Origin of the sequence: Clostridioides sp. ES-S-0005-03 (genome assembly GCF_020658455.1) — a bacterium.
GTDB lineage: Bacteria > Bacillota > Clostridia > Peptostreptococcales > Peptostreptococcaceae > Clostridioides.
The window spans coordinates 187988-204127 of the sequence record NZ_JACVWI010000002.1; the positions used below are offsets into that span (position 1 = coordinate 187988).

At 27.9% G+C, this 16140-nt stretch carries 16 protein-coding genes; all 16 read right to left on the reverse strand.

Annotation, left to right across the window (positions count from 1 at the left end):
* Nucleotides 1–340: 340 nt before the first annotated feature.
* A complete protein-coding gene (locus tag IC218_RS09970) occupies nt 341–1672 on the reverse strand; it encodes an MATE family efflux transporter (protein WP_227434374.1) in 1332 nt (443 codons plus the stop codon).
* Entirely contained in the window at nt 1665–2099 is a 435-nt protein-coding gene (locus tag IC218_RS09975) for a MarR family winged helix-turn-helix transcriptional regulator (protein ID WP_227434373.1), read from the reverse strand. The genes IC218_RS09970 and IC218_RS09975 overlap by 8 nt, the downstream gene beginning before the upstream one ends.
* Nucleotides 2100–2313: 214 nt before the next feature.
* Nucleotides 2314–2934: a YhbD family protein gene (locus IC218_RS09980; protein ID WP_227434372.1), complete on the reverse strand. Its 621-nt coding sequence runs from the start codon at nt 2932–2934 to the stop codon at nt 2314–2316.
* Between the two features lie 7 nt (nt 2935–2941).
* Complete coding sequence (locus tag IC218_RS09985; protein ID WP_227482069.1) at nt 2942–3712, reverse strand: polymer-forming cytoskeletal protein; 771 nt, start codon at nt 3710–3712, stop codon at nt 2942–2944.
* Between the two features lie 39 nt (nt 3713–3751).
* Entirely contained in the window at nt 3752–4594 is an 843-nt protein-coding gene (locus IC218_RS09990; protein ID WP_227434370.1) for a hypothetical protein, read from the reverse strand.
* A gap of 255 nt (nt 4595–4849) precedes the next feature.
* Nucleotides 4850–6760, reverse strand: a complete 1911-nt coding sequence (gene phnW, locus IC218_RS22200) for a 2-aminoethylphosphonate--pyruvate transaminase (RefSeq protein ID WP_227824331.1) — start codon at nt 6758–6760, stop codon at nt 4850–4852.
* Between the two features lie 257 nt (nt 6761–7017).
* Entirely contained in the window at nt 7018–7803 is a 786-nt protein-coding gene (locus tag IC218_RS10000) for a DeoR/GlpR family DNA-binding transcription regulator (RefSeq protein WP_227434368.1), read from the reverse strand.
* A 308-nt stretch (nt 7804–8111) separates the two neighbouring features.
* Entirely contained in the window at nt 8112–8342 is a 231-nt protein-coding gene (gene dltC, locus IC218_RS10005) for a D-alanine--poly(phosphoribitol) ligase subunit DltC (RefSeq protein ID WP_227434367.1), read from the reverse strand.
* 18 nt (nt 8343–8360) lie between these two features.
* Entirely contained in the window at nt 8361–9509 is a 1149-nt protein-coding gene (dltB, locus tag IC218_RS10010; protein ID WP_227434366.1) for a D-alanyl-lipoteichoic acid biosynthesis protein DltB, read from the reverse strand.
* Complete coding sequence (locus IC218_RS10015; RefSeq protein ID WP_227824332.1) at nt 9509–11023, reverse strand: D-alanine--poly(phosphoribitol) ligase; 1515 nt, start codon at nt 11021–11023, stop codon at nt 9509–9511. The genes dltB and IC218_RS10015 overlap by 1 nt, the downstream gene beginning before the upstream one ends.
* 14 nt (nt 11024–11037) lie before the next feature.
* Nucleotides 11038–11178, reverse strand: coding sequence for a hypothetical protein (locus tag IC218_RS10020; protein WP_227434522.1), 141 nt, complete (start codon nt 11176–11178; stop codon nt 11038–11040).
* The gene (gene dltD, locus IC218_RS10025; protein WP_227434364.1) at nt 11144–12334 is read right to left on the reverse strand and encodes a D-alanyl-lipoteichoic acid biosynthesis protein DltD; all 1191 of its coding nucleotides are present in this window, start codon (nt 12332–12334) and stop codon (nt 11144–11146) included. The genes IC218_RS10020 and dltD overlap by 35 nt, the downstream gene beginning before the upstream one ends.
* 242 nt (nt 12335–12576) lie before the next feature.
* Nucleotides 12577–13548 carry a Gfo/Idh/MocA family protein gene (locus IC218_RS10030; RefSeq protein ID WP_227824333.1) on the reverse strand — a complete coding sequence of 324 codons (972 nt, stop codon included), beginning with the start codon at nt 13546–13548 and terminating at the stop codon, nt 12577–12579.
* Between the two features lie 36 nt (nt 13549–13584).
* Nucleotides 13585–14604: a Gfo/Idh/MocA family protein gene (locus IC218_RS10035; RefSeq protein ID WP_227824334.1), complete on the reverse strand. Its 1020-nt coding sequence runs from the start codon at nt 14602–14604 to the stop codon at nt 13585–13587.
* A gap of 195 nt (nt 14605–14799) precedes the next feature.
* Nucleotides 14800–15333 (reverse strand): putative ABC transporter permease, encoded by a 534-nt coding sequence (locus IC218_RS10040; protein ID WP_227824335.1) that lies wholly within the window; start codon nt 15331–15333, stop codon nt 14800–14802.
* 101 nt (nt 15334–15434) lie between these two features.
* Complete coding sequence (locus IC218_RS10045; protein ID WP_227824336.1) at nt 15435–16115, reverse strand: HAD family hydrolase; 681 nt, start codon at nt 16113–16115, stop codon at nt 15435–15437.
* Nucleotides 16116–16140: the final 25 nt, after the last annotated feature.

The window sequence follows — 16140 nt, forward strand, 5'->3', positions numbered from 1 at the left end:
ATAAATATTAGATTATTCTAATATGAAATTATATTATAAAAATGATATTATCCATTAAATACAGTATTCTAAAAGTATAAAAAAACTTGAGAACTAATTTTACCACTTATTTAATATTTATCAAAGACTTTGATACAATAAAAATAAAGAGAAGTGCAATTATTAAAAATGGCACTTCTCCTTTTGCTGTTTCAATTTGTCATTGAATTTATATCCTACACCACATATTGTAACAATATGTTTCGTATTGTTGGGGTATACTTCTATCTTATTTTACAACTTGCTTTTTACATTCTTATCTGTTGTAGTATGAGTAATAGGATTGACCTTAATTAAGGTTTTATTTACAATAGCCATAATGTTTTTTTCTAATCAAAAATAAAAGAGAAATAAATAATCCTAAAAATTCTGCAACAGGGACAGCTATCCAAACTCCTATTTCTCCAAATATATTTGGAAGAATAAGAATAGCACCTAAAATAAAAATAAACGTTCTAGAAAAGGATATAATAGCTGATGTTTTCCCATCAGAAAATGCTGTAAACATTGCAGAAGAAAAAATACCAAATCCCATAATCACAAAAGCTAGAGAATAGAAGGAAAAACCATAAAGTGTAATATTGTAAACATCACTGTTAATTGAAGTAAAAATAGTCAATGACTTTGTTATAGTCAAATGAATTAAAATATTCGATACTATTGAACTAATAATCAAAAATAATATACTGTTCTTAAATATATCTTGTAGTTGCTTTTTATCACCATGTCCATATTTAAAACTGATAATTGGAGCTATTCCATTGGAATAGCCAAAATAAATAGCTGTAAAGATGTATTGGAAATACAGGATAATTGTTATAGAAGCAACACCATTTTCACCATAATATTGCAAAAAAGTATAGTTAAACATAAATGTTGTTACAGCATTTGCTAAGTTTGTTACCATTTCCGATGACCCATTTGTACAAGAACGAAAAAGCACATTCCAATTTAGTTCTGGTTTTACAAAGTGCAGAGGATTATTTCTTGCAAAAAAGAAATAGGCTAAACCTACAATTGCAGGAATACAATAACCTAATCCAGTTGCAATCGCTGCACCAGCAATACCCATATTCAATGGAACCATAAAGATATAATCCAGCACAATATTCACAACTCCAGCTAACAACGTAACAATCAGACCAAGTGTTGGTTTACCAGAAGTAACCAGAAAAGTCTGAAATGCTGTTTGAAGAAAAAATGCAGGTGCAAAGCTAAAAAGTATTTTAGCATAAGTAATACACAAAGGAGCTTGTATTGAACTTGCACCTAAAAACAAAATAATTTCATCAATAAACAAGTTTCCAATAATAGCAATAAAAATACCAATCAATATTTCTACAATGATTAAGAAACTCAAATTTTTTCTTGCTTCCTCTTGTTTTCCTTCCCCCATCTTTCTAGCAACTATAGCACTTCCACCTGTTGCAACCATGATTGCTACAGCCATTTCAAAACTGATAGCTGGATATACCATATTCGTAGATGATAATGCTATTGTACCAAGCAAACGAGAAATAAACATACCATCAACAATAATGTACATAGATAAACTAATCATCATAATAACATTAGGAATTGCAAAAGATAGTAAAGAAGTAAATGTAAATTTTTTAGCTAATACATTATCCATTTTTAATTTCCTCCTTTAACAATTCATAGTATGCAGTATTACAAGCAATAAGTTGATTCCATTTTTCATCTCCTAATTTTTCAATAGCCTTTTCTTCCATGCTATGAAGTGGTTCTAATATTGAATCAGTAAATTGTTTTCCACTCTTTGTAAAAGAAACCAGACGCTCTCTTTTATTTTCAGAATTAGATGAAATAGTAATGTATCCCTTCTTTTCAAATTCCATCAAAATCCCATGTACCGTCTGTTTAGGTAAAGCCCACCACTCACAAATTTGCTTTTGCGTACATACCTTATACTCATCTAAAGTATATAAGATAACTAATGCATTATAATTTAAATCATGTTTTTTAGCCCATACCCTGTATAAATCTAAAGTTCCACTTAAAACAGCATTTACAAGTTTAATTTGTTCACGAATTTCCATAATATCCCTCCCAATATAAAAGTACTAATCAGTACTATTTTAGTATAGTACTAATTAGTACTATAGTCAATAGGATATTTAAACTCTCAAAAAAATGTAGTATTTAAGAAAATTTATAGAAAAATAAAAACGCACACTTTTGCATTAGTGTGCGTTTTCCACATACTTAAATCCTAACTCTTCTCCTACATAATAAGTAATCTACAATAATCTACTATGATAACTTAATACTTATATCATTTATTTCTTTCATTAAGTCAATTTCAACAATTTTAACTACATCCTTTTCAAATTTTACTTGTTTATAATCCAAGCATCCTATTACAAATGGAACACCAAACTTCCTAAACAAATAAATTCTTCCATTTTCATTGTATATTGATTTAAAATTTTCTTCTATTATATTTACTATTAATTTTAATTCTTCAAATGTTATTGTGGATTTAACTAAAAATTTCTCTATTATACTCAATATAAGCAATTCCTTTTTGCCTATACTCTGTTCTTTTTTATATAAATTTTGAAATATTTCTTTTGTGTAATTACATATAGCTTCTTTCTCCAAAATAAAGTCAATGTCAAACTCTTTATTGGTATCTTTTTTTGTAAACATGTTTGCAATATCATCAAGAGATGTATCTTCTTTCATAGATAGTATTAACTCTATTCTTTCTAGTATTTTATCTCTTGGAAAAAACGTCTCTTGACCTGTAAAAGCTGATTTTTTTATAAACCATTCTTCTGGTATTATATTTTTTCTTTTCCATCTATATAGCTGCCCATAAGATATATTAGTTTTGCTTAATAAATCTTTCTTAGATATCAATTCTTCCATAATTTTTCTAGCCCACCTTTGTACTATTTTTTACACTCGAATTATCTGAAACTAACAACTTGTCACTGTATTCAATATTTTCAACATCACAATTGCTTACTAAGGATATGCTTTTTCCTCGTATATCCTTTATTGAAACATCTTCTAATTCAATAGAATCTCCCTCTATCAAATTACATTTAAATTTGCCTGAAAAAATGTTAATAAATTTAATCCCAAATGTAAAAATATCTTTACTTCTACCTATTTCTATATTAGTTGCTCCTATCTCCTTACAATAAGAACCTCCTCCTGAATAGATATATATGTTTTCTCCATTTAAAAGACCATCACATTTTATTGCTCCATGAACCTTTATATCTTCACATTCTATATTTTCTTTATTTCTCATTTCACCATAAACTTTTATATCCTGTGCATAAATACTTTCACTTACAATTAATTGACCTTTTACTGTAACATTATTACACTTTAAATTTCCATTAATTTTCTGTTGAGCAGTTATAATCAAGTCATCTATTTCTGCATCTCCATCTATACTAAGTTGCCCATTAACCCTTACACGTTCAGCTTTAAGACTCCCTTTTATAGTAGCTTTTCCATTTACTACAAAGTTTTTTATACTAATGTCTCCATCAAACTTTACATTTCCAAATACATTTACTTCATTACATTTTATATTTCCTTTTGACCTAGCACTTCCCATAATTTTTATACTTTCATATTCTCCACTATTGATAAATCCTTCTCCAAGTATTTTTATAGTTCCATTTTCCATATCATTACCTCATTTTAAATTTTATTTTAAGCCTAAATATTACTTATCTTTATTTAGATTTACTTTTTCATTATTTAGACTTACTTTTCCATTTACATTCTTTATTTCAACAACTATTGAACTTTCATCAATATCTATGTTTTCACTGTACTCCAAACTCTCTATATAACAACCTTTGCCTATGTTAATATTTTTACCTCTTACAATTTTAACTTCACTATTTTCTAAACTGATTTCATCTGCTTCTATAACATTTGCTAATAATCTACTTTCTGTATATTTTTTAACTGACAGTAGACCTAGATTTCTAAGATTAGAAGATGCCTTTTCAAAATCTCCACTCTTTTTTTCGGCTCTATAAAAGCTTTTACAATAATCGCCATGTCCCTTTTTTATATTTACACTACATGCACCAACTTCGTTTAGATTAGAAGTTCCATGCAAACTTATCTTAAGTTCTTCACAATTTAAAAATCCATTACAATCCAAAATTCCACTTAAGTCAACACTTTCGCATTCTATGCTCTTATTGATTTTTAGACATCCTTCTCCGCTAATAATATCTGACTTTAAGTTTCCTCCAACATTGATAATTCCTCCAGATTTAACTTTACTTGAATTTATGTCTCCAGTACACTTAAGAAGTCCAAATATTGTCACTTGTGATGCAAATATATTTCCTTCAATTTTACTCAATCCTGCTGTAAAAAACTCATTACATTCTGTTGTTCCAATCACTTTTGCTGAACCTGAAGAATCAAATTTATTACATTTTATATTTCCATCTATTTTTCCTGTACCTGCTATATTAACTTCATCAAAAATTCCACCTTTACATTTTCCCATTCCATTAAAATTTAGCGAACGTAATTCTCCATCCATAATGATTTCCTTTCAATAACTTATTTTGTTCTTGAATATAATATAACAAAACATTGTTACGTTGTCAAGTATAATAATCTCGATGAATAAAACAATGCTCCTTTAAAGATAGACAAAAAAATAATAGAGGAAATATTTTATATGAACTATGAATCTTTCTTAGATTTCCAATTCAAATAAAATACTACTCTATTATTTAACTATTTACATATACTTGTCTCTAAACTTTATAACCTATCAATGAACTTCTATAATCTACATGTTGATAAATTTCTCGATTACCTCAGCTAATCTATCCATATCTTTTGGATAAACTTCTCCTATACTTCCTATTCTGAATGTATCTACATCAGTCAATTTACCTGGATAAATAACAAATCCATTTTCTTTTAGATAAGTGTAGAATTCCATAAATTCAAATTTTGCATTCTTAGGATATAGGAAAGTTGTTATTACAGGTGATTGAGCATCATCATTCACCAATGTATCAAACCCTAGAGATTTTAATCTCGAAGATATTGTAAATTGATTTTCTTTATATCTAGCATATCTTTTTTCAACAGAACCTTCTTCCTCTAGCTCTAGTAATGCTTGATAAAAAGCTCTTACAACATGTGTAGGAGAAGTAAATCTCCATTTACCATTATTATTCTCCATAGTTTCCCATTGAGCATATACATCAAGAGATAAAGATTTAGCAATTCCTTTGCATTTAGCTAACTCTTCTCTGTTAGCTATTATAAAACCAAATCCTGGTACTCCTTGTATACATTTATTAGAGCTACTCACTAAAAAATCTATATTAAAGTCTTCAACATCAATTTTAATTCCACCAAAACTACTCATTGCATCAACTATATAAACTTTATTATATTTTTTTGCAATCTTACCTATATCTTGTATAGGATTTAATCTACCTGTAGTAGTTTCACAATGAACCATTGATATATGTGTAATATCTTTATTTTCTTTCAATAAATTTTCCACTCTGTTTAAGTCAACTGCTTCTACACCACTAAATGTACAGTCAACATATTCTATATTTAAATAACTGCATATGTCCTTCATTCTCTTCCCATATGCTCCATTTGCAATTACAAGAAGTTTACCATTCTTTGGGATAGTGCTTCCTATTGTAGCTTCCACTGAGAAAGTACCACTACCTTGCATTAATACACTTGTGTATTTTTCTGTATTTTTTGTAGCTAAAGATACTAGTCTTCTTCTAACATCTTGTACCAAATCATTATATTCAACATCCCATGTACACCAATCTTTTAACATAGATGCTCTTACTGATTTAGTAGTAGATAATGGTCCTGGTGTAAGTAATATGTAATCATTTTCTGGTACAAAATCTGACTTAATTGTTTCATTTTCTATTTTTACTAAAACATCTTCTAATTCAGCCATAGTTTCTATAACAAAATGTGCTCCTGCTTCTTTAAATTTCTTTGAAACTGCTTCCATCTTAACTTTTAATTCTTCTTTATCCATATTTTCTACTTCTGCTTGTGTAAGTCCTAATTCACTTGAACCTTTTATTACAGCAACACTCCACATTCCAGCATTTACACCTTCTTTTACATCACTTAATGTATCTCCAACTTTTACCATAGCACTCATTGGAGATACTCCCAAAGCTTCAGCGTTTTTATAACACATCCAAGGATATGGTCTTCCTTGAGATACTTCTGATGGAGTTACAAGAAAATCTGGTGAATATCCCTTTTTAGCTGCATTTGGTTCAACTATATTCATCATTTCTCTTGTATAACCTGTTGTAGAACCTATTTTTAATCCATTTTGTCTTAATCTCTCAATAGTTTCAACAACATGAGGAATTGGAGTTGTATACTCTTCTAGAGTTTCAAATAACATAGGTTCAAATTCAGCATAAAGTTTGTTTACATCTTCCTCTGTTGGAAATCCTCCAAAATTCTCTGCCCAAATATTTTTTATTCTATCCATTTCGCACATTTCTCTTATATGATCTATTTTTAATTTTCCCATAGGTTTTCTTGCTTCTTCCATTGTTACATCTATACCTCTTCTTTTAAATATCTCTATAAATACATTAAGAGGTGCAAAACATCCATAATCTACTGTTGTTCCAGCCCAGTCAAATACTACTGCCTTTATTTTTTCTCCATATAACTTTTTCATATTTATAACCTCCATAGATTCTCATTTAGAATTTTTGTGTTTTTAATTGTTTTTACTTTTAAAGTATAACTTTTTCATGTTAATTATACATCATATTTAGGTTAAATATATATTAAATTTATGTTTTTAGTTGTTTTTACTTGTTTTTAGTTTTCAATATAAAAATCACATTAAAACTCTATACAAAAAATTAAAATTTGTAATCTTCTTTCTAGGTTAAATCTATGAATTGGTTAAATTTTATAAATTTATCATTTCTATTTTGCTTCTATCCATGTTATATTTGATTCATTTAATTTATCTCTCCATTCATTTGGAGGTTCTGCATCACAAATAACAAAATCTAATTCATTCAAATCAGCTATCTTGTACATACTTACAATTCCTATCTTAGAACTATCACATAATACAAAACTTTCCTTTGAATTTCTTATATACTCTTTTGACAATAAAGCTTTACTTTGGTCTATGCTACTAATTCCAAAGCTGTCAATTATACCTTCACTAGATATAAATGCTTTATCTACATATAAGTTTTTCATAGCATCTATTGACATCTGACATGCTGTTCTTTGATGTTTTAAATTTACTTTACCACCAATGAATATAACTTCTCCATCAAATACGCCTTGGTTTTCATATGAAATCAACTTTGATAGCACAGGATAAGAACTGGTGATAACCTTTAGATTTTTTATAGAAACTATGTAATCCACAATTTGTAAATTAGTAGTCCCTTCATCTATTACAATTGATTCATTATCATTCACAAATTTAGCTGCATACTTAGCAATACTTTGTTTCTTTTCTAAATTAGTGCTATTTCTTTTTATATGTTCTGGCTCAATTACTCCATAATTTATTTTTACAGCACCACCATAAACCTTTTTTAACTTATTTTCACTTTCTAATTCTTCCAAATACCTTCTTATTGTTTCCGATGATACTTCTAGTTTTTTTACTAATTCTTTAGTATTTACCTTTCCTTTTGCATCTAGCAGTTCTAATATTTCTTTTTTTCTATCTATTGAATTTAAAGACATTAAGTTCTCCTCCTAAATATGTATTCTACTTTTATAAGATTATAATTAACATCTAAGCTCATAAAGTAATTCTAATATATGACAAAAGATATTTCACTCAATTTAATATAGTATATCTTACAATAGATATTACTATTAATTTATATAGCATGCAATCTTTCATTCATACCTTAAACTTTTCACTATTTTATTATTTATACAACTAAGTTATATCTCTTTACAATAAAAAAATCCATCAAATATCAATATTAGATGGACTTTATAATCTTTTATTATGTAAATTAATAATTAAACGTTTAGTTATTAATTTATTTTCTTGTTTCTAAGAATTTTACTAAATTATTTACAGTAGACATGTCTTTTCTTTCTAAATCAGTTGGTTGAAGTTCTATTCCAAGTCTATTTTCAATCTCAAGTAAAACTTCAATTATAGCTAATGAGTCTAAAAGCTCTGTTTCAAATAAGTTAAGGTCTAAATCATCTCTTATCTCATCAGTTCCTAATACATCTTCAAATATTTCTATAACTGTTTCCTGCATAAATTTGCCTCCTTAAAATTAAGCTAAATATCCTGAGAATATCAATAATCCAAAACATACAATATGGAATGTAATGAAAATTTGAACTCTCTCAAACCATTTTTCTTTTTTATGTTTCTTATAAAATTTAGATTTTCTCTGATATATATCAGTTAAGACAAGTGCTAAGCCTTGATACACACCATAAGCAATGTAAAACCAAGTTAGTCCATGCCAAAATCCCATTGTTATCATTGTTATCATCTGAGCTACATGAGCAGCAGTAGTTCTTTTCTTAAATCTTTTCTTTCTCATTGAAGACATAACAAATCTTGAAAAAATATAATCTCCAAACCATCTTGAAAGACTTATATGCCATCTTGTCCAAAACTCTTTCATATCCTTACTTATAAATGGTTTATCAAAGTTTATAGGTACTTTTATTCCAAATATATATCCTGTACCTATAGCAAATAAACTGTATCCTGCAAAATCAAAGAACAGGTATAAACTATATGCATACATATAACTTAAAATGTTTATAAACCTCATATCTTTAGGTATTATTGACACCCAATATGTATTTATCAAAAATGCTATAACAAACTTATAACCTACTCCCATAACAATGTTTTTTATTCCAGGCAATAAGTATTCTTCTAGATACTCTTTTCTAGATATTTTCTTCTCTAAATCCTGTTCAAATCGTCTTGACCTGTCAATAGGACCAGAACTCAGTGTTGGAAAAAACAACATAAAATAAAGCATATCTGAAATCTTAACTTCTTTTATAGCACCATCATAAATTTCAATAACCATTTGTATAGCCCTGAAATTTAAGTATGATATTCCAATAAATCCAATCAATCCAAAAGATGTAACTGGAGATATTTTATTAATTATTATCGGAAGCATTGATGCAGACAAAAATCCCCAATATATATATTTGTTTTTAGTTTTTCTTCTTACATATTCGTATCCTTTGACTATTATTACTTCTAAAATGATAAATATCAACAAGTATTTAAACTGAACATCTATTCCTACAATCAAAAATATCATAAATAAACTTGCCAACATACCATAATACTTTATATTTTTACCCATTAAACCTAAAATCACTGCTGGTATTGATGTTAATAATAATATGTAAAGATAAAAATAATCTCCATACTGTGAAAAAATCATTAAATTTCCTCCATAAGTTTCTTTCTGTCTATTTTACCATTGATATTTGTTGGAAACTCAGAAATTATTGCAATATTTCTTGGAATCATATACGAAGGTATATACTTTCCTAGTTCCTTTTTTATCATCATCCCATTTTTGATATTACCTAAATCATTCTTCTCATTTAATTCAACAATACCTTTTAAATAAGCAATTTTTTCATCCTTATATATTGGTAAAACTACTGCGTTTTTTACATTATGAACTTTTCTCAAATTATTTTCTATATCTTCTATTTCAATCCTAAATCCATTTAACTTAATTTGAAAATCTTTTCTTCCACAATAGTATATATTTCCATCTAAGAGATATCCCATATCACCAGTTTTATAAGCTCGCCACTTTACACTATCTATTTCATCATAGAAAAATACTTCTTCAGTCTTCTCTTTATTATTAAAGTAACCTTTTGAAACTGATGGTCCAACTATTATAATCTCACCTTTTTCATTTTCTTTCAGTTCATTTCCATTTTCATCAAGTATTTTTATTTTACAATTTTGCATAGGATATCCAACTGGAAGGCTCTTTTCATCATCTATAGCTTCTTGAGTCATATCATTTACACTTACGCCAACAGTAGCTTCAGTTGGTCCATATCCATTGATAACTCTTGTATTTGGAAATCTACTCATAAGTTCTTTAGTAAGATTTTTTGAAAGTGCTTCTCCTATAAATATCATGGATTCAAGTTTAGGAAGCATCTTACTATTAAACTCTTTTTCTGTTACACATACACCTGCAAAAGAAGGTGTTGATACCCATACTACAATATTAGATTCGCCAAATTGTTTGAATAGCTCTTTATAATCTGCTAGTACATCTTTTGATATTGAAAATAATGTAGCTCCATGAACAAGACCAGGGTATATTGTTGTCACTGAAAGGTCAAAAGAATATGCTGCTTGATTCATTATTACTTTTTCACTTCCATCTATATTTAAATAAGGACTTATCCAATCTACAAAACTATCTAAGTTATTTGAACTTATTTGAACCCCTTTTGGCTTTCCAGTACTACCTGATGTAAATAGTATATATGCATTCTCGTCACCTTTTACCCAGTTTTCTTTATGTAATGACTTTCCTTTATACTCACTTATTATATCATTTAATTTATTCTTATCAATTACATTGATATCTCCAAAGTCTTTTTCATCACTAAAGTTAAATAATACTTTTGGTTTTACTTCCTTAGTAACTTCAAAAACTCTATCTAGTGGAAAACTAATATCAAGAGGAACATATGCTCTACCTGATTTTAAAGCTCCTATCATACATGCCATTATCATATTTTCTTTATTACCATAGATTACTATAGGAGTATCTTCTTCTTTGTATACATTTTTTAGAAAAACTGATATAGCATCTGAATACTCATTTAAATCTTTATAAGAAAGTTTATCTCCATTACATGTCAATGCTATTCTATTTGTATTTGAATATTTTTTTATTCCTTCAATAATTTTCATATAAAAATTCTCCTTTAAAATCCATTATAAATAAATGGCAACTCTTTAAATGGTGTAAATGTTAAAACACCTATTGCCAATATTATAATCATAGTTAAACAAATACTAGTTACTAATTCTTTATTGCTCTTTAAATATTTTAAATAATCTCTCACAGACATCTACCCATCCTTTCGTTCCAAGATGCATTACATCTCTTAAATAATATTTCTCTTTACCTTTATCTTTAAGATTCATAACTTCAAAGCCTTTACTTTCTGCTATATTCTGTGCCTTATCATAAAACTGATTTCTTTCTTTCTCAGAGATACCAGTTAAATCATAGAATTTGCCCATACTTGGAATTAGTACAACAACTGGTTTAATATCTAAGTCCTTGCATACATTTAATAAAAGCTTATAACTTTCAAATTCCTTAGATGTTACTAAGTCTATGCCCTTATCTCTTCCTCTATATTGCTCTAGACCATCTTTAAAATGCTCATTGTAATAATACTTGTCAATGTTTAGAGGATTGTTACCTACTCTCTTCTTAGCATCTTCAATAGCTTTCTTTTTCTCATGTGACCAATTTATAGGTTTTTTTCTTCCTTCTTTTTTGTGTTTATCTAGCCTAATTAATTTCTTATAAAGTATCCCTTTTTCTTTAAGCTCTATACAGTATTTTCTCCCTTGAAAATAAGGCTCTAATAACACCTTCTCAGCTTTCTCATACACTGTCTTAGGTTCATATAGCTTGGCATACAATGCTTCTGCCTTATATTCGTCACTACCCCATAAAAGCTTACTTGATTTTTTTATATATTCAATCTTATTTTGTTTAGATATCTTTGGATTATCTAAAAAACGATAAAATTGTATTGGTGAAAACCTAGACTGGTAATGGTGACTTGTGACTCCATCTTTTTCCATAAACCATTGCATAGAAATTAACAAGACAACCTTCTTATTATCAATATTAGGATTCATACTTCCTAATACTGCAGCATCTTGTAATGTCTGAGTATAAGCTCTACCAATTGCAAATACTTTGTTTTTGCTCCTATCTGTATTAAAATAGTACTTTGGATGTTGTTTTGTTGAATTACTAAGTTCTGATGACCCCAAAATCATAATATCTTTTTCTCTCAAAAAATGATTATTTGCTGTAACACCTTTATCCTTTATATCACTTAAAGTATCATCCATAATTGGAAGTAGATTTTTCTCCCTCAAAAGTTCATCAGTTTTAGAATCAAGAAATTTGTCTAACCCAAATAAAAATACTACGCCTATTATAAATGGTGTAATAAAGTATATCAATTTTCTCATATTTTCTCTCCTCTAAAAATATTCAAATTTATGTTATTATTAATCATATTAGTTTTAATGTATATATTCAACTACAAAATTGTAATAAAATCTCCAAAACTTTTTTTTATTCTGTTACAAATTTGTAAAAAAAAAGAAGAAATTCACTGAAAAAGGAATCTTTTTAGTGATTTTCTTCTTTTTATAATTTGACATTTTAATACTTAATTGTGTATACAATTTAACTTATTTTAAAATTAAATTTACTCAAAAGTATATCTTAATCCCCATTGCTTTCTTATTTCATCCATTAAATTCATGACATCTATAGATGATTCTAGAGTATTGGCTTTTGTTTTATTTAATATACAATTATTGACATATTCAATTTCATACTTTAAAGCTTTTTCTGTATCACCATATTCTAGAGTTTCAATTCTTCCACCATCTGTATAAGTTATTGTAGCTTTTGATGCTCTTGGGAAATTTTCTACAGTTATAAATCCTAATTCACATGCAAGAATACCTCTTTTTGGCATCTTAGCTCTCATAGTTAATGATATTACAGCCATCTCATTCTCAGAATTCTTTAAAATTATTCCAGATTGTTCATCCACACCTGTTTCAAATTTCTTAACAGTTGTTAAAATTTCATTCGGTTGAGATGACATAAAGTACCTAGCAAATGAAAGTGCATATGTACCAATATCAAGCAATGCCCCACCAGCTAAATCTTGACTAAAAAATCTATTATTAACATCATAATCCTTGCAACTTCCAAAGGATACTTGTATCATTTTAATTTTTCCCAAACTTCCAGACTCTACTATCTCCTTTAATTTTTTATATAAAGGCATATAATAAATAGTCATCGCCTCTGCTACTATTAAGTTCTTTTCAATAGCTAAAGTTATAATATCAGTTAGTTGACTTCCATTTACTGTTATAGCTTTTTCACACAACACATGTTTACCATTTTTTAGACTTTTCATTATATATTCATAGTGATTGCAATGTGGAGTAGATATATACACTACATCTATATTCTTATTCTCTAGCATTTTATCATAATCATCATACACATTTTCTATATCAAACTTATTTGCAAAGTTTTTTGCTCTTTCAAGACTTCTTGAAGCAACAGCATACACTTTACAATTCACCTCACTCATAGCTTGTGCAAATTCTGATGCAATAGTTCCAGGACCCAATATAGCCCAATTTATATTCTCCATATTTACCACCTCATATCCTATATATTTTTAAATAAATTACAGACTGTCAGCTGTATAGACAATCTTTCCTTGTCTTCTTATCTCATCCATAATTCCCATTACTATCTTTGAATTTTCATGTGAGTTTATACCAGACTCTATTTTATTATTATTTATAAGAGTTATAAACTCAATAAGTTCATGATATATTCCTTCTATTTCTCTAGGTTTCTCTTCTTCTTTTTCCTTTAAAATAGATATATCTTCTTCAGTTCCATCTTTATATCTAATAACCACCCTTTCAAACAAATTAAGTTTTTCGATTATTATACTTCCCTTTTCTCCTTGTATCTCAGATGGTATGTAAGAATCAGCTATTTTAGAATACTGAACTACTGCATCCATACCATCATATTGGAATATAGCCAAACCTTCTCCATCTACTCCAGTTTGAAGCATATGAGAAAATGATTTTACACATTTTGGAGCACCAAATAGATTTATCATAGGGTGTATGCAGTACACTCCAATATCCATCAATGAACCATTTGACAGTTCTTTTTTAAATGCATTTTCTATAATTCCATTTTTATATTTATCATATCTTGAAGAATACTGACAATAGCTTCCAAAAAATCTTCTTATTTTACCTATCTTATGTAAATTTTCTTTAACTGCTTTAAAATTTGGAACACATGTAATTCTCATAGCTTCCATAAGCAATACATTATTGTCTCTTGCAACCTTTATCATTAATTTTACTTCCTCTAAGTTAGATGCTAATGATTTTTCACACAACACATGTTTTTTGTGTTTTAGACAGGTAATAGCTTGTTTTGAATGCATTGCGTTTGGAGAAGCTATGTATATAGCATCTATACCATCTGATTTAGCCATGGTTTCTAAATCGTCAAAAAACAGACTTGCCCCATGCATCTTTCCAAATTCCTTAGCTTTTTCTAAATCTCTTGAATATACAGCAACTAGTTCAAACTCTTCAATCCTAGATGCAGCTCTTAAAAATAGTTTTGATATATTACTTGTACCAATAATACAAAATCTTATTTTACTCACCATTGAAACACTCCTCATTCTTTATAATTTATTTTAAATAAGTAATACCATATAATAAATAATACTCTATATAAACTTTTGAAACTTATTAGAATGTTAACTTCATCAAATAAAAAAGAAAGCCAACTTTAAATGATTTCACCATTTTAGCATAGCTTTCTTTTAACTACAATCTAAACTTACCTTATACTTCTAAAGTTATATTATATCTCTATTTCCTCTCAGGAATTTTATAGTAAAAATTTCATCCACAAACAATGCTAGCAATAATACAGTTACTATAATTGGCCAATAAGGTATTATTAAACTATATAAATTATCAACTACATACACTTGAAGATACCTTACTCCAACAAAAGTCAATATAGTCCAGTACATAGAAAATTTTAAACATATTATTCCTCTATTATTGTACTTATAGTCTGAATAATCCCAATATACCTTATTAAAATATACCTTCATAATTATGCCTGTGATGTACTCTACTGTTGTTGGCACTACTAAACATAGTAAAAGCAATGCAAATATATTATTTGGGTCAATAAACCTTGAGACCTCTATTATAATAGACATTGCAATTGCATACATTGGTTTAAATGGACCATTCAAAAATCCATCTTCTTGAAAATGACCTTGAGTAAAATAACTATATAAATTTTCAATTATCCAACCTATAAAACCATACAAGAAAAAATTAAATAAAAAATATAATAGAGAACCTACACTATCCATGAATATTCCTCCTAATTGTTTATAATTATTTTTTCTCATATTCATGGATTTATTCTAAATCAAAGAAATTAAATTTAAATTCTTTGATTTAATATTTCATATTATAGGCTACAACATTCTTTAGATTCTAAACTTTTTAGGTATTCTCTAACTTCCAATAAATTTTCAAGTATCTTATGTGATTGTGCTTTAATTTGTTCATCTGGTTCTTTTAAGTCAGGTACATTTATACATTTTATACCCCCATTATAAGCAGCCTCTACTCCCATAGGGGAATCCTCTATAACAATGCAATTTTCGGGATTAACATTTATCTTTTTGGCTGCCTTTAAGAATATTTCTGGATTTGGCTTAGAGTTTACAACATCATCTCCACAAACTATAGCATCAAAGTATTCTTTTAAATTTGCTTTGGCTAATCTTTTAACTGCTCTTTCTCGTTTTGTAGAAGTTGCAACTGCCATTTTATACCCATTTTTCTTTAAAAAAGATATTAATTCATTAACTCCTAATTTGATAGGAGCTCCTTCTCTATCCATAAATTCAATCATATTTTTAGTTTTCTCATCATACAAATCTAATATCGGCACAGAGCTATCATATATCTTAGTAAGACCTTCTATTATCCCTTTACGATTCCTTCCCATAACAGATGTATATATTTCTTTAGTCATAGTGTATCCATACTTTTCAAATGTCTCTATCCAAAATTCAAGAGAGATTCTCTCTGAATCAAACAAAACTCCATCCATATCAAAAATAATTCCTTCTACTTTTTGCATACAATTCCTCCAATATTTTTTGATA